This window comes from Herbaspirillum sp. GCM10030257 (genome assembly GCF_042666555.1).
In the GTDB taxonomy this organism is placed as follows: Bacteria; Pseudomonadota; Gammaproteobacteria; order Burkholderiales; family Burkholderiaceae_D; genus Noviherbaspirillum.
On sequence record NZ_JBHTDH010000015.1, the window covers coordinates 42,542 to 59,814 of the forward strand.

Genomic DNA, 17,273 nt, shown 5'->3' on the forward strand with positions numbered 1-17,273 from the left:
GATGGAACGCATCACTGTGTGGCCTGCTCTTCGACATGACGAATCACACGACATGGATTCCCGGCCGCAAAGACCCCATCTGGTATGTCACGGGTTACGACGCTACCTGCTCCAATGATTGTTCGGGCGCCGATCTGGACTCCCGCCAGAATCAATGCTCCGCCACCGACCCACACATCCGATCCAATCACTATAGACTTCCCGTATTCCTGTTTTCTACGCAAATCTGCGTCGAGCGGATGCAGAGGTGTAAGGATCTGCACACCCGGCCCAAACAAGGTGTAGTCGCCAATGCGCACATCGCAGACATCTAGAATGGTGCAGTTAAAATTGAAAAATACGCGTGTGCCGAGGTGAATATTGGCACCGTAGTCGCAGTAGAACGGAGGTTGCATCCAAACGGTATCGCCGCCGGTGCCAAACAGGTCTACTAAAATGCGGCGCCTTTCCTCCGGCTCGCTCTCTTGGGTCGCGTTAAGCGCCTGGCATAAAGTGCGTGCTCGTTCCCGAGCAGTGACTAGTTCAGCGTCAAAAGGATCATAAAGCTCGCCAGCGAGCATTTTTTCTTTCTCGGTCCTCACGGTACCTCCAACGGTCGTTCGGCCTCTGCCAACACAACACTATGTCGAGTGACCGCTCCATCGACAGCCAGTTCCGCTTTCCCTCTCCACCGTCTTATTTTACGGCAGCCCATAACGCTGACTCTATCTGGCTACCTTTTGCAAACAGGGCACTACTGACCGCAACCTTCAATTCTTTGTGGCGTACTGTCCTGCTCGATCAGTGTGGCTATGCGCGGTGTAAGCGGCGATAGCCGCCGCCTTATGGTTTGCCCGGCCTTCGTCCGGACTCTGGAACGCACTGCCCCAGCACAGCGCTTGTGTGGACTAAAACGCGAGATATGCGTGGAACTCGGTATCGGCTCCGTATGGCTAGTCCAGACGCTACCGCCGCCACAACATATTGCCTTAATGAAATCCCCGTTTCGACATGAACGTTTCTACATGAACTTTTTAATATAACTTACAAAATCCCGTAAATTTCTTCCACGTGGTAACCATAGCCCTATCAAATCAGAAGACTTCGTGCCCCGAATCAAGCGCTACCCGCAACATTTCCGGCATACTCGCCTTTGGTATGAAAAATGCAATGGTATAAGCATAATTAGTAAAATTTCTTCTTTTGGCGATCCGCCACATCACGACACGTAAGAAAGTATGTCCCCGGGCACGCATCACATGCAAACAAACAAAAAAGGTAAAGATTGAAACGTCGGTTATCGCAAACAATTGTGCGAAGTGCGATGCGGCCTGTGCTCATGGGTGTATGCGCCGCATGGTTTGCTTTTCCGATAGCGGCCGAGCCCGTATATCGTGTGGAGATCGAGGCTCCGCGTTCACTGGAAAAACTGCTCCGTGAGTTCCTGGACTTGTTTCGTTTTCGGGAGCGCGATGATATCAGCGTCTCCCAGCTCAACTTCATGGTGGCAACGACGCCCGACCAGGTCAGCAGGCTTGCCGCAACCGAAGGATATTTTTCCACTTCGACAAAAGTAAAGGTCGATGATGATGCCGGAACACAGGTAGTGCGTGTATCCGTGGATCCAGGCCCGCGAACGTTTATTTCAGGACTGAATATCGACGTTACCGGCCCGGCGGCATCGCGCTCGCCCGAGCAAGTCGAAGAGCTGCAAAGTACATGGCCCTTGCTGCCAGGTGAGCCCTTTCGCCAGCAACAGTGGTCGGATGCAAAGCAGAGCGGCCTGCAGGTGCTACAACGACAGCGGTATGCGGCCGCCCGCATTGCGGACTCCGAGGCACGCATCCTTGCTGATAAGCAACAGGCAGACTTGAGCGTCCAATATGACAGCGGTCCCGTGTTCACACTGGGCGAAGTCGCGATTACTGGGACCAGTCGCTATCCGGACGAGATTATCCGGAACGTCAATCCGCTACGTGTGGGAGAAGAGTATCGGGCGGACCGCCTGCTGGAGTTCCAGCGTCAGATTTTGCGCAATCCTTATTTCAGCAATGCTGTCGTATTAATTGATAATGACCCAGCTGCTGCCGATCTCGCTTCGGTTACGGTAAAGGTCACAGAGTTTCCTGAACAGCGTATCCGTGGTGGTGTCGGCTATACGACTGATACCGGTGCGCATCTTGAAGGCTTGTATTCCCATTACAACCTGTTTGGAAAAGCCTGGGTATTGAATGCGCAGACGCGCATAGAACAACGTCGCCAGCTCGGTTCGCTCGAACTGGCATTGCCGCCACGGGCGGGTGCGTGGGTGGACAGCGCACTGGCTTCAGCTGAACGCACCACACTCGAAGGCGTGGACCTGCGCTCCCGGCGTTTTGGTCTGCATCGTACTAGAAATACCGACAAGCGGGACACCGCCTACACAATCGACTACTACCGTGACTCACTAAAACAAATCAATGGCGCGCCCGTGCCGGCAGACGTTGTCGTGCAGCCTGGAACCCATCAGGCGCTGGTGGCCGGATTGGGGAAAACTCGGCGTGACGTCGACGATCCATTGAATCCGCGTAAGGGGCGCATCGTGTCCTGGCAGGCCGGAGTGGCGGTTAAAGGCCTGCTGACTGACCAGACGTTTTTCCGACTTTACGCGCGGGGCCGGGAATTTATGCCGGTTGGAAAGCGTGACATCGTTATCCTGCGTGCCGAACTTGGCGCCGTCGTTTCAAAAGGGGGCAATGCGGCGATTCCAGCATCCCTGCTCTTCCGTGCAGGAGGAACCGAGTCCGTGCGTGGTTACGGATTCCAGAGTATCGGCAACGTGCAAAACGGCACCGTCTATCCAACCCGCTACCTTGCTACCGGTGGCGTGGAGTACGTCCATTGGCTGAACGAACAGTGGGGTAGCGCCGTATTCTATGACGTTGGCGTGGCGACGGATCGGTGGGCCGATAAATCGGTGTTTCATGGCGTGGGCGTTGGAGCCCGCTGGCGCAGCCCTGTTGGCCGCGTCAACGTGGATCTTGCGTACGGCATTCAGGAAAGCCGCATACGGCCGCATTTATCCCTTGGCGTCGCTTTCTGAAAACTAGCATGCACGCCGAACATCCAGCTACTTCAGCCCCTTCCTCCAGGCAACCGCGCCGCACACGCCATGTCCTGGTCTGGGTCGTTGCCGCCCTTTGTATTCTGCTCGCCCTGCTCGCCGCCGTGGCCTTCACATTACTTCGCACTGAATGGGGTGCTAAAACCTTACTGCAGAATGCCGGACGATTTATCCCCGGAGAGTTTACTGCAGAATTCCAGGGCGGCACCCTGCTCGACGGCCTGCATCTGCGCAACGTCAGCTACCGCGACGAGAAAAAACAGATCGGGATAGACAGCGTCGATGCCGCATGGCGTTTCTCATGGTCGCCCAAAACACTGCATATACGGTCGCTGCGTATCGGAACTGCCGACGTCACGCTGTATCCGTTTCCACCCGAGCCCGCTACCTTGCCGACACAAATCAGATTGCCAATACATCTGAAGCTTGACAACGCAAGCGTACAGCAGGTACTGCTGCACCAAGAAGGCAAGGATAGCCGCTATGCCGACATCCAGCTCAATGCCAGCTCGGACCAAGTGCATCATCGACTTCGCCTGGAAAAAGCGACAACGCCCTTTGGGGATATAAAGGCCGCATTAAAGCTGACTGGCGACCGGCCCTTTCCTATCGACGGAAACGCCAGCCTTGCGACGGTTTACCGTGACCAGCAGGTCGATGCCGATGCGAAACTGAGTGGGAGCTTGCAAGAGCTTGGCGTCAAGCTCGCCATCATTGGCAAGGGACTTGATGGTAATGCCGACATCGAGGCGACGCCGTTCGCCGATGTGCCGCTACGGCGGGCGGAGGTACGCGTTAAAGGATTCGACCCGCGTGCGATTAACCCGGATTGGCCCGAGGCAGAACTCGCTATCAATGCTTCGCTACAGCCCAAAGGTCAGGGTCCGATTCAGAATCAAACTACTCCTTCAGGCAGTGCAGGAAGCGCATTGGGTCTCACGGTGACTGGCCCTGTCGAGATACGAAATGGCAAGCCAGGAAAGATCGACGAAGGTCGGCTCCCCTTGGATTCGGCGCACGCCATAGTGACGCTGGATACGCAAAAACAGCAGTTGTCGGCATTGCAGGTCAAGCTTCCTGGGAACGCAACGCTTGAAGGTGGCGGTGAACTGAAAACCAGCGGAAATGGCGAGTTTTCGTTCCGCGCGTCGAAATTGGATTTACGTGCGTTGCATGGCGCACTCGTGACGACAGACCTGGCCGGTCCTCTCGACATCAAGCTCGATAACGGTAATCAGAAAATTCAGCTTGACCTCACCGGACCGCGCCTGTCGGCCCGTGTCGACGCACACCTGACTCCGGCTGCCATTACACTGCATGCGGCACAACTCGTTTCGGGACCGGCCAAACTGGCGCTGACCGGAAACCTTGATCGCGCCGAACCGTCGGCATTTTCTTTCAACGGATCTTTGAGCAATTTCGATCCGGCAGTGGTCCTTGCCAACGTTCAACCAGCGCAGCTGGATAAAAAGACACGCGGTCGTTTGTCCGAAATTGACGCCAACATCAATATGACGTTCGAGGCGGACGGCAAACTCAAACCCGAGCCCGCCGCCAAAATTCGCTTCACCGTAGGCGAAAGCCGCTACGCAGGATTGCCCCTGACCGGAGGTGGGCTGGTGCAGTTTGCGGGCAAGCGGGTATTACCCAGCGACGCAAGAATTTCGGTGGCCGGAAATGAGATCAATCTGAAAGGCAGTTTTGGCCAGCCGTCAGACCGCTTGACGTTCCATGCCGATGCGCCTTTTCTCGGCCGGCTTGGATATGGTCTGTCCGGTATGCTGCAAGCCGATGGCGAAATCAGCGGGACAACGGACAGTCCGCGTGTCGACACCCAATATCGCGCCGAGCACCTTGCGTTTGGCGAGCATCGTCTTGCGCTACTCAGCGGTAGTGCCAGGATGAATGGCCTTCCCGGAACCGCTCCTGATGCCGGCCTTGTGCTTGACCTCACAGCGCGTGATCTACGTAGCGGCGATATTCGCCTGGGCAAGGTGGACGTTGCGATTAACGGTAGCTATGCACAACACACTGTGCGGCTGGGTACAGATGGCCGTCTACGCGGTGCACGGCTTGACCTCACGCTTGCCGCACAAGGCGCATTGCGGCAGCAGAAACAGGGCTTCCAATGGGACGGCGTTGTACAAAACCTGCAAAACAAGGGCTTGCCCGAGTTCTCGCTTGCTGCGCCCGTCAAGCTTGACGTCGCCCCAGGACACCTCGTGCTCGGCACTGCACGCCTCAGTTTTGCGGACGCCCACATCGATGTGCAAGGAATCGATTATAGCGACGGTCGACTACGTAGCGAAGGTGCCTTTTCTGCACTCGATATTGGTCGGGTCCTTGCCTTGCAAGAACAGATCACCGGCACCAAGCCGCCACTAGACACCAATCTCGTCCTTGATGGCAGCTGGAACGTCACGCTCGCCGACCGGGCAGACGGTTTCGTTCTGGTCGAACGCCGTCGCGGTGACATTCGCTTGCCCGGACCGGTCGCCAATAATGCCCTAGGATTGAACGCGCTATCATTGCGCGCAGATCTACAGGGGCAGGAGGTGGTGCTGAATGCACGTGCTGGTACGCAACAGATTGGCAGCTTGGAAGGCCAGGGAAAGATCTCTCTGCAACAACGGGATGGAAGCTGGACGGTTTCCCCCGATGCACCTGTCAACGGGCGTGTTACGGCATCGATTCCACGCCTGTCCAACCTCGCCGCATTGGCTGGTCCACGCATTGCGCTGAACGGCCAGGTTGCGCTTGACGTAAGTGTAAATGGCTCCTTGTCGGATCCACGCCTGTCAGGCTACATCAATGGCGATCGGCTCGCACTGACGCTGTATGAACAAGGTGTGAGGCTAAACGATGGCACGGCGCGAATTGTCCTCGACAATAACATCGTCGACCTGAGACAGGTCATGTTTCGTGGTGGTGATGGGACGCTGACGATTGCCGGCCGTATTCCTCTTACGAACGAAGCGCGCGACCTGCAAGCGACGATCACGGCCGACAAGCTACAACTGCTTGCGAGCCCTGCCGGTCAGCTTACGGTGTCCGGACAGGCGATCGCGGCGCGTGTTAATGAGCAGTTGCAAGTCACCGGAAAATTTGACGTCGATCGTGCGTTGTTTAGTTTACCCGAAAAATCCGCACCCAAGCTCGACGACGATGTCGTGATTATTCGTGGAGACCAGCCACCGCAAAAGAATGCGGCCAAGGACAAGGCTCCGAAATCCAGCCCATATTCACCCCGCATCGACGTCACCGTAGGGCTCGGCAGGAATTTCCGGTTCGAAGGCGCGGGTGCCGACTTGCGGCTTGCGGGATCAGTCCGGATAATCGGTGAGCCGGCGGAAACACCGCAGGCGTTCGGCACCGTGCGTATCGCCGAGGGTAGCTATGAAGCCTTCGGTACCAAACTTGCGGTCGAACGCGGTGTGATCAACTTTGACGGGCCGCTGACCAATCCAAACCTGAACATCCTTGCCATGCGGCGTAATCAGGACGTCGCCGCGGGCGTGCAGGTAACCGGAACAGTTTCGCAACCCCGTGTTCAGTTGGTCTCGGAACCCAATGTAGCGGAAGAAGAAAAACTTTCGTGGCTGATTTTTGGCCGCAGCGGCGGCAGCGCAGCGCAGGGACAAGCGCAATCCGCCGCCAAGGGAGCGGCGCTTGGATTGTTGAACAAGTTCGGCGGATCGCGTATTGCCAAAGGCTTCGGTCTGGACGAATTTTCTATCGGCGCCAGCGAATTCGGCCTTGGCGGCGGGCAGGTCGTCAATCTGGGGAAAGAGCTGACAGACCGCCTGTTCATTGGCTATGAACAAAGTCTTGCCGGTGCCGAGAGCGTACTCAAGCTGACCTACGAACTTACGCGGTACTGGACGGTTGTCGTACGTGGCGGAACAGTGGCGGGCCTGGACCTGTTTTATAGCAAACGCTTCGACAAGTTCGGGGAAAGGGTGGGACAAAGATCCGGGAGTTGAGAAACCACCGGCGATCCCTTTGTCTCAATTCAGCAAGGCACCTGCATAACCGGTACCGCCATGTGAAAAGTCCAGCGACGTCTGCTTTTATCCTCACCCAATCTGCTACAGTACAACACTCGTTTCCGCAGGCAAACCAACTCCTCCGGAAACAGCGATAATCGCTTGATTGGTTAGAGTAAAACAGAGAACGCACATGTTTGTTTTTGGGTGGTTTGGTTGGTCTGCATTGTGGCTTGCACCCCTGTTGGTGCGTCTTTTCAAAACATTTGCCCTTAAAAAAGCGACTTTGCAAGGACATGGTTCCATCCGCCTTTGGCTTGGGACGCTGCTGATGTTATGCGCGAGCAGTGCGCTGGAGGCTATGCTCCGGAGCAGCGCAGCAGGTCGGGGGAGCGTTGTGTTCGGGAATATGCTCGCCACAAGCATTACCGGCACCTTTGGCATCTTGCTGGGCGTATTACTGTTACTCGGCGTGGTCGTATTGGCAATGCCCTGGCTCTTCGGTATGCGAACCCTCCAGGCGATGTCCAAAGGGCGCAGTGCGATTCATACCGCAACGAGGCAAGCCCGGCAGAGCAACGAGAGGTTGCCACTAGTATCCCCGCAAGATGCTCTTCCTCGTCGTTCAAAACCCGATGCCGTGACGCTGGAAAAGGCAGGGACACGAAAAACCAAATCGTGGACACTGCCTACTCCGGTAACGCCGCCCCCTTCGAAGGATTTCCTCAACCCCTCGCGGAAATCAAACGCTGCTTCGAACGAGAACAAAGCAAGTCCACGGCCAAGCGAAGAATGGGCGCCATTTGAACTGATACGCCCGACTTCGGCAATGCTGGCAAGGAGTGAAGCGCCGGTAGCCAGTCTACCCACCGCTCGCAGGCACATGGTCAGTCCATCGGCGGCGGCTCAAAGATCGATGCAGCGTTCTTCATGGGATAGCGACGAAAGGCCTGTTATCGGAAAGGTAACAAGGACGATCATCCGTGCGCCATCCGCTCCGGCTACCGAAACTAAGTCATCTGCGTCGCCTCGCGAACCGGCACAAGCGAAACCGGGTGCGTTGAATGAAAGCCATCAACTTGTTCGGATGCCCATCTCCGAAGAATCCGGCATTCTGAAAACGCTTGCTGTTGCCGAGCCAGCGACCAGTGTGCCGCTCGAGACGTCAGGATTGTTGTCAACGACGGCCTCTTTGACAAAGTTCACAATCACGACACCGATGCCGGTCAGTTCGGCGGTGCAGGAGTCTGGCGTCTCCTCGCTCACCGCAGCAATCCCAGTTACAACAGCGGTCGTGCCCGACATCGACGTACCGACGCGGTTATCTGAAGCAGTGATTGCCGTCAGGTCGGAAGTGTTTGAGATTCCCAGCGAAGTTGCAGTATCGCGCTCCGCACCAACCGTCCAAGCTGAAGAATGCGTTGCTGTACTCGGTCAGACAACGGAAAAGCCGGATTCAGCTCCCATCGTGGAAACTTCAGTGACCGCCGCGCAGCCAGCACCTGTGACGGCGGTACGCGCGGCGCCAGGAACACAGTTCGAGTTTCAGGCGCCGGTCGAAATTGACGTGGATTTGCCGGGGCTCGATCTTCTTGATGCGCCCGCCGGTGACTTGGAGGAAATCCCCGCTGAAGAGCTCGCCGCAACCGGTCAGCTGATCGAACAGCGGCTTAAGGAGTTCAAGGTACCCGTAACTGTTCTTGGTGCCGGAGCCGGCCCTGTCATCACCCGTTTTGAAGTCGAGCCTGCCGTCGGCGTGCGCGGCGCGCAGATCGTCGGCCTGATGAAAGACCTGTCCCGTGCACTTGGTTTGACGTCCATTCGCGTGGTAGAGACCATTCCAGGAAAAACCTGCATGGGCCTTGAATTGCCTAACGCCAAACGCCAGATAATTCGTCTTGCCGAAATGCTTGAATCCGATGCGTACCGTGGATCGCCTTCGCATCTTGCACTCGCGATGGGCAAAGACATTACAGGTAAACCTGTCGTCACCGACCTCGCCCGTGCTCCGCACATGCTTGTTGCCGGCACCACCGGCTCCGGTAAATCCGTTGCGATCAATGCCATGATTCTGTCCTTGTTGTACAAGTCGACACCGACCGATGTGCGCATGATCATGATCGACCCGAAGATGCTCGAATTGTCGGTTTATGACGGCATCCCACATTTGCTTGCGCCGGTCGTGACTGACATGAAGCTTGCGGCCAATGCACTGTCGTGGTGTGTCGCTGAAATGGAAAAGCGTTACCGGCTCATGTCGGCGCTCGGTGTTCGTAATCTCGCGGGATTCAACCAGAAGATACGTGACGGCGAGGCCGCCGAAAAAAAGGTCACCAATCCGTTTTCGCTGACGCCGGATGCGCCGGAACCCTTGTCGACACTTCCCTTGATTGTGGTTGTAATCGATGAGCTGGCCGATTTGATGATGGTCGCCGGGAAGAAGATCGAAGAACTGATTGCGCGCCTCGCACAGAAAGCACGGGCAGCAGGCATTCACCTCATTCTGGCCACGCAGCGGCCATCGGTTGACGTGATCACGGGTCTGATCAAGGCAAACATTCCGACCCGGGTAGCGTTCCAGGTGTCGTCGAAAATCGATTCACGCACGGTGCTGGACCAGATGGGTGCAGAGACGCTCCTGGGGCATGGCGACATGCTGTTCCTGCCACCCGGCAGCGGCTATCCGCAACGCGTGCATGGCGCTTTTGTATCGGATGAAGAAGTGCATCGGGTCGTCGAATACCTCAAGCAATTTGGCGAGCCGGAATACGAGGAAGCGATCCTTGCGGGCGCGGCCGGCGATGAATCAGCTCCAGAGGTACCCGGACAGGATGCCAATGGCGAATCCGATCCGCTTTATGACGAGGCGGTTGCCTTTGTCATTCGCAGTCGCAAGGCGTCGATATCATCGGTTCAACGTCAATTACGGATCGGCTATAACCGTGCGGCCAGGCTGGTGGAACAGATGGAAGCGGCAGGCATCTTGTCTTCGATGGCGACCAATGGCAGCCGCGAAATTCTGGTGCCGCCTGGATCAGAATGAGCCTGTATGCAGTGCATTTGCTGCAACGGTACGCGTATGCAAAATTTAGGCGGGGGCGCTTAGGCGGAGACGATCAGCTTACCACCTCATGCATTCGCATATAACTTCTCAAATTCCGTCTTTTTTATCTCATTTGAAATATGCAGGACCACGGTATGCGTCAACTCGTGTACCGGATGCCTCGCACGGTGGCGGCAATACCAGAAAACTTCGGCTAATTCCTCGTCCTCATGCGAAGTCGTGACGATGGCCTGATCTTCAGGCACCTCTTCAAAGTCGAACGCCTCCAGATGCGCATCTTCAACCGCCTCCTCCCATGAAACACATTCCAGGCCCGACGTCATTACACAACGGCAATTGGTGCGAACAAGCCAGCGGGCCACGTCCCACTGCCAAGGCTGCGACGTTTCTTCGTCAATAACAAGAATGACTTTAAATGGACCTGGTTCGCTCAATTCTGGCAGGTCATCGTCCGACTGCAGGCGGATATATTTCAATTGAGATGTTACAGACATAGCTTATATCGAGACAATTGGTGGTTGTAGCGCATTTTGCCGTAATGGCTATATTTTGTGTTGTCGATGAATGCAAATGTTTTATAGTTCCCCTCGCTTTGATCGCGACCTGCCCTCAGCAGTCAATCCTTGCCTGAATACTGACTTGCACTGACTTGCCGAGAACGCCAAGTGCTCGATCGTCGGCAGATTTTCGCCGGGTGTAACTGAGCAATTTACCGGTGCGCCGCCCATTCCAAAATCATGTCGATCGCTTTGGCAAGTTGCCCTGCAGAGCCCCTGTACTCGCCTGAACCCTGTGCTATCCCCTCGCGGGTATACCACTCGAAAAACGCATCGTCTCGCAGCACACGGTCCAGCATTGGGGCAATCTCCTGGTAAGCAGCGGCCACCTGCTCGTGTGCGACCATCTGTTGAATAATACGGCCGCCGAACCATGGCCAGTCGCCACCGTTCTGGTACACGTATTCCGCGCCCATGTAGTCTTTATTCTGAAAGAATCCTGCGGGATAGGCTGGATAGAGAGAGACGCCAACGGTCCCCGAGCCTGAGTCGTTCTTGTTTTTGATCATCCGGGTAAATGCCTGTGTCACTTCGGCCGGCTCAAGCAAGCCGGCCTGAATCGCTACTGCCGTGCCCCCTTGGAAATAAATTCGGGACTCGTCAAAATTCGATGGAAACGGCGATCCTCGATCAAGATAGATGTGCGGCACAAACTGCTTGCCGTTCCACAGGTGCCTCCTCACCGCGGCGCGTAATTCACGCTCCCTGACAGCCCAGACGCTGGTGTCGCGCCCTGCCTTACTTAATAAAGTTTGCAGATCGACCAGCGCCAGAGTCAGCATTGCATTGTCATAGATACTTAAGCTTGGGTGGCTGGCCGCATTCAGGTAAACGCCCGGAGTATCTTCTGGTTGTACATCGCCCCAATCCGCGCGCGTGCCGCCGAAGACCAAACCGTAACCGGCCGCGAAGCGCTGCTTGTACAGAAACATGAGTGCGTGTTCGAGGCGCTCAATCACGGAAACACCGCGAACGTCTTCTACCAGAAACGCCTTGTCACCGGTCATTGCGACGTACTTTCCGACCGCCTGGACAAGAGAGCTTTCCTGGTCACTTTCAACCGTAGCCTTGAAGGTTGAACCGTCATGCACGGTGATTCCGTCGACAACGTTTCCATCGTCTCCCTGATGCTCCAGGAACTGTTTGAGCTGGGATCGCACTTTTTGTGCCCCCTGCCCTTCGATTGCAAGTTCAACAAATGTATTGAGATCCCGGATAAACACGGCCGGATAACCGCTGCCGGCAGTAAGCTCCTTGGCTACAAGCTGTCGGGCCTTAGCGCGCACAATAGGAAGTCGCGTATCGTTTCGTATGGATTTGGCGAGCCTTGACTCATCTGATATTTCCTCCCCTCCCCCACACGCTGTAAGTATGAGCGTAAAAACAAGGGTCAAGAGACGAGGCGAGACTGGATTTAGAGAAAGCATTGGCTTAAGCATTAGAAACGGCAATAAGAGCGTTTCCACAACGCAAAAGTTCAGTGCTTTATCTGCTTTACTTTTTATAGAGCGAGTTGCGTTAATTCTGCCAATAACCTGGCATCCACACGGTGCGTTGAAGTACCTACCTCCAGGTTCTTTTAAAGAGTACGCCTTCTCTCTAATACCGATGATACTGGTAAGCAGGGGTGAATCCATTACGGAGGCAATGGCGGCTCGACTGTCTCACTGGGTAAAAGCTCTATTGAGATTGCTGGCAAATGAAGTAAATATTGACGTTGTAAAATGCGCTGATGACTAAGATCGATTCTCTACTTTCGGGCCTGAGAAAAAACGGCTGCGCTTACGCTGCCGATTACATTGAAACGCTTCAAGCCGAGATTAAGCAACGCCAGGAGGCCGAAAAAACCTTGGCCGCCAGATATCAAGAAGTACTTGGCCAGCAAGCTGCGCTACTGGAGCAGTTGGCCGTCTTGCAACACCAGAATGCGGAGGCCAGAGCCGCAGTGAACGCACTCATTTCCGCAAAACCGTATGAACGGACGAACGCAAGGCATGCCTTAGAAGATCCTGAGACGGCTCTCTATAACCTTAGAAAACTCCTCGCGGATGAAAATTACGCTGCGTCGTTTGAAGATACGGCATCCTATCGCGAAGCCCTGCTGCAATTTATACCAGACGCGGAATAGGCGCCGAAGGCGCATTATTTCATCGGTATGTTGTTCATACTAGTCATCAGCATCTTCGAAAGTGATCCATGGTGTGCTAATGGACGTACGTGCCGCACCCATATCTACAGGAAGGTCAGATAGCTCATCCAATGTAGGGTCACGCGAAACCAGATGTTTTATATGCACCAAAACCAAATCACGCTTCATGGCAGCAGAGTCATTGAAGTCATGATTCTCGGCCCGGCAACACATTTGCCAATCATTACCAGCGTGAGAAACAAATAAAACGGGCTCTCCGTTTTCAAGCACGCATCTGCATGCAATCGTACCTATTCCTTCTATAAATGGCATCGTGCTCTCACCACCGACTGAATGTATAAAGAAGAAAATAAACGGCGTGTAGCTCCCGACTACATTACAGAGTTAAGATCGTCTAATATCGCAAAACGTGTATTGATTTCCTTAACGATTTGTCCAAGAGATAGATAGACGGTATCGAATGGAATGAAAGAGAAGGCCCGACTTACTTGAGTCGATGTCATGATCAAGCTGTCAATCGGATTTTTCCGCCCATCCGCAGGCAAGACTCCAACCTGCATTTTTGGACCTAGCCCGGACTTAAATAAGATTACATTGCTTGCGACATCATTAAGCAGCTTTTCTTCAGGCAGGCCGTAACCGTGCCAGTCTAATGCTACAAAGTTCGGTTCAATACTCTTTTCCAATTCTTGATAACCTATCAGAACCAAGGCGGCGTGCAGCTTGCTCGACAAAGGAAGTAAAAAGACCGTACCAACTTCGGCAGTCGTTCTAACCTTCTTCGGAGCCTGCTTTACGACTTTAAGCTCTTTGCGAGGTGGCTGTTCCGACATCAATCTTTTCTTAAGGGCCGCTAACGCACGCTTTCGTCCTGGCACTTCAACAGGTGCATCTCTTTCCCATACAAAGATATCTCCACCTTCCTCAATCAAATTCAAGGCATGTTGTCGGATATTCTGATCGAGCCGACCGTACTTCCATGCCATATCTGATAGCGCAAAGTAAACCAGGCATTCAATTTCACGATTTTTCAGCAAGTCACCGATTCGGTTCAGAACCATTGATACGGCTTCGGAGTTACTGAGACCTTGCCTTAAATAGTTGACGTAATCGTCCCTGACGTCGCAGCTTGTATCGTCCGAATATAGAGCTGTCCCCCACGCGCCCATGAAGAATCCAAACTATTAAATTGATCCACGCGCCGAAGACGTGTTAGTGCCCACTGGTGGGTTAACCCTCTATTCGACAATCCCATTTACCCAGCCATTATATTCAGCTCCATGCTGCTCAGCCAATCTTTCAAACTTTTTGGTCAAGCGATTCACAGCGGTTCAATTAAGAACCTGCCCGATACTTGCTACGACTTGATAGCATTCATTCGCGTGGTCTAGCATTCCTGCTAAAGTCTTTCGGCAAGGGGGCCAATGGCATCGAATGCGCGATCCCACGCATACCGTCCCGCCTAAGAACCGGCTAGGTTTGGTGAAGATTGATGGTTACATCAAGCAAAATCAGGCGGGGCTTGCACTGGATCGGGCGCGTTATATTTAGCCCGAAGACCCCGCACTGCGTCAAAGATGCAATCTCGGCATACGCGTAAGTCGTCGCGATCGTCCGACCATGAATTGAGGTCCCAATTACAGCCATCTGCGTCAGGCTCATGCACATATGCCGACGCAATTTTTACGTCCCGACATTCCTCATGCTTCTCCATCTCAGCAGCAATCAAGGCGTTGATTTGCTCGATCGAAACAATCTGACGTGTCATTCCGGCCTCCTTGGTTGTATGGAAAGAATCCTAGCATGACTATTCGGAGGCACGTTTCTGAACGTGTTCCCGACAGTGACAACACTGTTATGCTGTTCGACAAGAAAGCCAGCAAACCGATCTGGCCGGGTTACCTCGACGGGAACATGTGATGCTATGCCGATGGCATGCCGGCCCAGTCGACGCACTGTGCGACCCTTCCGGAAGAACCAGTAGCATGTGAAGTATTTACACGCTGGGATTCAAGGACTGAAGCTGCGTGTACAAGTGCATTTTGCGGTCATGCACTTCTTCCATATGCTTAGTAACTTCCATGGCTTGGGCCATACCAAGTTCCGCAGCAGGAATTACCGCATTGATAGCTTCAAGTTCCTCTTCTGTTGCCTTCCTGAATTCTTCCATCAAGGCCCTGAATTGGTCACTAATGATCATCTGTACCTCCAAAAAGAAGAGAAATCCTAGCATGAAGAACGTTCATCCATTTTAGCGCGCCAATGGTGTGGGTCATCTTGGGCCCAACGAAGAGGCAGTCACGCTGATTTGCAAAATGCCAGCCGACGCGCGGGAGGTCAGGCACTGTAGTTCGCGTGGTGGCCGCTTCTACGATGGCTGGGCTGGACTGATTACTTGGCCTGTTTACCAGCCACTACGAAAATATCCCGGCGGCGGACCAGATCACTTGGAGGCCAAGCATTCACATGCCGTCTGTCCTAACCCGCATCGATCTGAATGTGACCAATGTATGCATCGAACGGCTGCCGGTTATTCTACTGGCGGACTGTCATCACAAGCCTTGCGACTCTCAGCATTGCGATATGCATAGCAGTCAATTCGCTTAGCTTGATGGCTCCGAACTGCGCTTTGTGATCGCCGATTTCTGTCTTCGCAAGGAGGCCCATCCTAAGCGCTCCCTAACGGCGCGCCTTTCTCGTTCTGAAGACTTCCTTTTCGTACTTATCAAGGGCATCTCGGATGGTTTTACCGTTGGTGATCCCGGTATCTTTTTGCTGCGGCAGCTCTGTCTCGCGTTGAACCGCCCAAGAGCTAAAGCACAGCGATAACCATATACGCGTGGGTGATGTCTGCCTGAAGGGCTTTCCCAAGGCAATTCGCTTTCCAGCAAAGTCCGACGGTCGCACACGTCCATTGTGGAAAGCCACTGCAGTACTCACATGGGCAGACAAATAGCGGGAAGTGAAGACAAAAAGACTTCAGTAAAAACTTCGAAGACCAGCATGTCCGACTAAGCAAAATTGGTGATTAAAGGCTGTATTTAAAAAGGTGATTTTTGGTTGTTGTCTTATAGAAACACTCAGTTTTATAATATACCGACTTTGCAATTCGTCAACGACATCCCAGGGATTTGTAAATGCCTGTCAAATCACTTCACCACAGAACAGGAGTAACAATGGCGCTTACCAGCCAGCAGAATGAATTAGTCAAACTCTACGTCGCCGGATTTCTTCGGGCGCCCGAAAAAGGCGGTTTCGAATACTGGTCGTCATTGCTTGCCGGAGGAACGAGCATGGCGGAGGTGGCTGACATCATTTTCAAGTTACCGATCGTCGAGCAGGTATATCCAGCTGGCCTGTCCAACGCCGATTTTGTGACCAAGATTTATCAAAATGTCTTCAATAAAGCCCCTGATGCGAATGGCTTGGCATACTGGACTGATGGTTTAGATAAAAGCGGACAGCGTGGCCAACTGGTTCTCGATATGATCAATGCCGGGATGAATTCGCCTGAAGGCACGCCTGGAAAAGCCTTTATCGTCAATCGTGTTTCTACTGCCAGCTTTGCTGCGGAAGTACAGATTTTGCAGCAAAAGGAGCTTGCGCCTGACACGCTCAAATCCCTTCTCGCCCAAGTGACGGACAGTATTCACTCCGTGCCGGCTGTCAATGCGGCTACGAATACCGAGCTGGCGAATGTGGTTGGCGCCGTTGCTAAAGCTTTCGCAATTGAGTTCATCGATGCCGCGATCCACTGGCAGATCGACAAAAAGTCGTACATCATGGAAGGTTTCGACGGTTTGGAAATACAGCCGGGCACAACGCATACGGGATTCGCAGATCTGTTTTCGATGGACCTTCATCCGGATGTGTCACCGACGACACCGGGATACATCACGGTGCAGTTATACGGTGACAATAACCATAACTGGAAACTGACTGCGAGCGACATGGCGGAGTATGTACAAGTGCTGGAGATAGACGCCTACATCAATCGTTCCATTACCTATCAGGAAACGCAAAATTTTGATGCTTATGTCCAGGATACGCTAGCGTCGGCCAGCGTCTACGATCTGCTCGTCGCACAAGGGCCGCAGCTGCCGGCTTTCTGGTTTTAAAGCCACTTCTTCCTGACCGTATTGTCGTCCCGGACGTATTTTCCGGGACACTAGAGCGCTTTCACCCTGACCGTACCGACGATGCCGGATGCTTTGTCCGCGGCACGGCGTTGCGCCTCCTTGCCATGGCTCGCCATGTCGCGTCGGCGCGCCTTGTTCCGCAGCCAAATCACCTCAGCCTCGTCTGGCCCGGTCAGGGTGAAAGCGCTCTAGATCACTGATACCCGCACGCCGCGTTGAATAGGATTCTTATTGCATTGTTGGTTCTTGGTCCATCAACCAGACATCGCGGTGCAGATCAGATGGCCGACTCGCGT

13 protein-coding genes are annotated in these 17,273 nt (G+C 54.0%); 5 read left to right on the forward strand and 8 right to left on the reverse strand.

Annotated elements, in window-relative coordinates:
- Positions 1 to 11 precede the first annotated feature (11 nt).
- A complete protein-coding gene (locus tag ACFQUU_RS20215) occupies positions 12 to 581 on the reverse strand; it encodes a sugar O-acetyltransferase (RefSeq protein WP_382249922.1) in 570 nt (189 codons plus the stop codon).
- Between the two features lie 722 nt (positions 582 to 1,303).
- On the opposite strand from ACFQUU_RS20215, the gene ACFQUU_RS20220 reads away from it, so the two are divergent.
- The 3 genes from ACFQUU_RS20220 (at position 1,304) to ACFQUU_RS20230 (ending at position 10,111) form a co-directional block, all read left to right on the forward strand.
- Complete coding sequence (locus tag ACFQUU_RS20220; protein ID WP_382249923.1) at positions 1,304 to 3,061, forward strand: autotransporter assembly complex family protein; 1,758 nt, start codon at positions 1,304 to 1,306, stop codon at positions 3,059 to 3,061.
- A gap of 8 nt (positions 3,062 to 3,069) precedes the next feature.
- Positions 3,070 to 7,065: a translocation/assembly module TamB domain-containing protein gene (locus ACFQUU_RS20225; protein ID WP_382249924.1), complete on the forward strand. Its 3,996-nt coding sequence runs from the start codon at positions 3,070 to 3,072 to the stop codon at positions 7,063 to 7,065.
- 412 nt (positions 7,066 to 7,477) lie between these two features.
- Entirely contained in the window at positions 7,478 to 10,111 is a 2,634-nt protein-coding gene (locus ACFQUU_RS20230; RefSeq protein WP_382249925.1) for a DNA translocase FtsK, read from the forward strand.
- Between the two features lie 86 nt (positions 10,112 to 10,197).
- Here ACFQUU_RS20230 and ACFQUU_RS20235 read toward each other — a convergent pair whose 3' ends face one another.
- Positions 10,198 to 10,626 carry a hypothetical protein gene (locus tag ACFQUU_RS20235; RefSeq protein WP_382249926.1) on the reverse strand — a complete coding sequence of 143 codons (429 nt, stop codon included), beginning with the start codon at positions 10,624 to 10,626 and terminating at the stop codon, positions 10,198 to 10,200.
- A 215-nt stretch (positions 10,627 to 10,841) separates the two neighbouring features.
- Entirely contained in the window at positions 10,842 to 12,326 is a 1,485-nt protein-coding gene (locus ACFQUU_RS20240) for a hypothetical protein (RefSeq protein WP_382249927.1), read from the reverse strand.
- A 95-nt stretch (positions 12,327 to 12,421) separates the two neighbouring features.
- On the opposite strand from ACFQUU_RS20240, the gene ACFQUU_RS20245 reads away from it, so the two are divergent.
- Positions 12,422 to 12,817: a hypothetical protein gene (locus ACFQUU_RS20245; RefSeq protein WP_382249928.1), complete on the forward strand. Its 396-nt coding sequence runs from the start codon at positions 12,422 to 12,424 to the stop codon at positions 12,815 to 12,817.
- A gap of 39 nt (positions 12,818 to 12,856) precedes the next feature.
- Here the strand turns inward: ACFQUU_RS20245 and ACFQUU_RS20250 are convergent, their stop codons facing one another.
- The 4 genes from ACFQUU_RS20250 to ACFQUU_RS20265 all read right to left on the reverse strand — a co-directional run bounded on the left by ACFQUU_RS20250 (position 12,857) and on the right by ACFQUU_RS20265 (position 15,038).
- Positions 12,857 to 13,150, reverse strand: a complete 294-nt coding sequence (locus tag ACFQUU_RS20250; RefSeq protein WP_382249929.1) for a hypothetical protein — start codon at positions 13,148 to 13,150, stop codon at positions 12,857 to 12,859.
- Positions 13,151 to 13,209: 59 nt separating this feature from the next.
- Complete coding sequence (locus tag ACFQUU_RS20255; RefSeq protein WP_382249930.1) at positions 13,210 to 13,899, reverse strand: hypothetical protein; 690 nt, start codon at positions 13,897 to 13,899, stop codon at positions 13,210 to 13,212.
- 440 nt (positions 13,900 to 14,339) lie between these two features.
- Complete coding sequence (locus tag ACFQUU_RS20260; protein ID WP_382249931.1) at positions 14,340 to 14,606, reverse strand: hypothetical protein; 267 nt, start codon at positions 14,604 to 14,606, stop codon at positions 14,340 to 14,342.
- 228 nt (positions 14,607 to 14,834) lie between these two features.
- Positions 14,835 to 15,038 carry a hypothetical protein gene (locus tag ACFQUU_RS20265; RefSeq protein WP_382249932.1) on the reverse strand — a complete coding sequence of 68 codons (204 nt, stop codon included), beginning with the start codon at positions 15,036 to 15,038 and terminating at the stop codon, positions 14,835 to 14,837.
- A gap of 976 nt (positions 15,039 to 16,014) precedes the next feature.
- On the opposite strand from ACFQUU_RS20265, the gene ACFQUU_RS20270 reads away from it, so the two are divergent.
- On the forward strand, positions 16,015 to 16,956 hold the full coding sequence (locus ACFQUU_RS20270) for a DUF4214 domain-containing protein (RefSeq protein ID WP_382249933.1): 942 nt from the start codon (positions 16,015 to 16,017) through the stop codon (positions 16,954 to 16,956).
- 50 nt (positions 16,957 to 17,006) lie between these two features.
- On the opposite strand, the gene ACFQUU_RS20275 is transcribed toward ACFQUU_RS20270, so the two are convergent.
- The gene (locus ACFQUU_RS20275) at positions 17,007 to 17,129 is read right to left on the reverse strand and encodes a hypothetical protein (RefSeq protein WP_382249934.1); all 123 of its coding nucleotides are present in this window, start codon (positions 17,127 to 17,129) and stop codon (positions 17,007 to 17,009) included.
- Positions 17,130 to 17,273 lie beyond the last annotated feature (144 nt).

Coding starts and splice junctions, on each gene's coding strand:
- ACFQUU_RS20220 (WP_382249923.1), top strand. CDS start 1,304: ATGCGGCCTGTGCTCATGGGTGTATGCGCCGCATGGTTTGCTTTTCCG.
- ACFQUU_RS20225 (WP_382249924.1), top strand. CDS start 3,070: ATGCACGCCGAACATCCAGCTACTTCAGCCCCTTCCTCCAGGCAACCG.
- ACFQUU_RS20230 (WP_382249925.1), top strand. CDS start 7,478: ATGCTCGCCACAAGCATTACCGGCACCTTTGGCATCTTGCTGGGCGTA.
- ACFQUU_RS20235 (WP_382249926.1), bottom strand. CDS start 10,626: ATGTCTGTAACATCTCAATTGAAATATATCCGCCTGCAGTCGGACGAT.
- ACFQUU_RS20240 (WP_382249927.1), bottom strand. CDS start 12,326: ATGGATTCACCCCTGCTTACCAGTATCATCGGTATTAGAGAGAAGGCG.
- ACFQUU_RS20245 (WP_382249928.1), top strand. CDS start 12,422: ATGACTAAGATCGATTCTCTACTTTCGGGCCTGAGAAAAAACGGCTGC.
- ACFQUU_RS20250 (WP_382249929.1), bottom strand. CDS start 13,150: ATGCCATTTATAGAAGGAATAGGTACGATTGCATGCAGATGCGTGCTT.
- ACFQUU_RS20255 (WP_382249930.1), bottom strand. CDS start 13,899: ATGGTTCTGAACCGAATCGGTGACTTGCTGAAAAATCGTGAAATTGAA.
- ACFQUU_RS20260 (WP_382249931.1), bottom strand. CDS start 14,606: ATGACACGTCAGATTGTTTCGATCGAGCAAATCAACGCCTTGATTGCT.
- ACFQUU_RS20265 (WP_382249932.1), bottom strand. CDS start 15,038: ATGATCATTAGTGACCAATTCAGGGCCTTGATGGAAGAATTCAGGAAG.
- ACFQUU_RS20270 (WP_382249933.1), top strand. CDS start 16,015: ATGGCGCTTACCAGCCAGCAGAATGAATTAGTCAAACTCTACGTCGCC.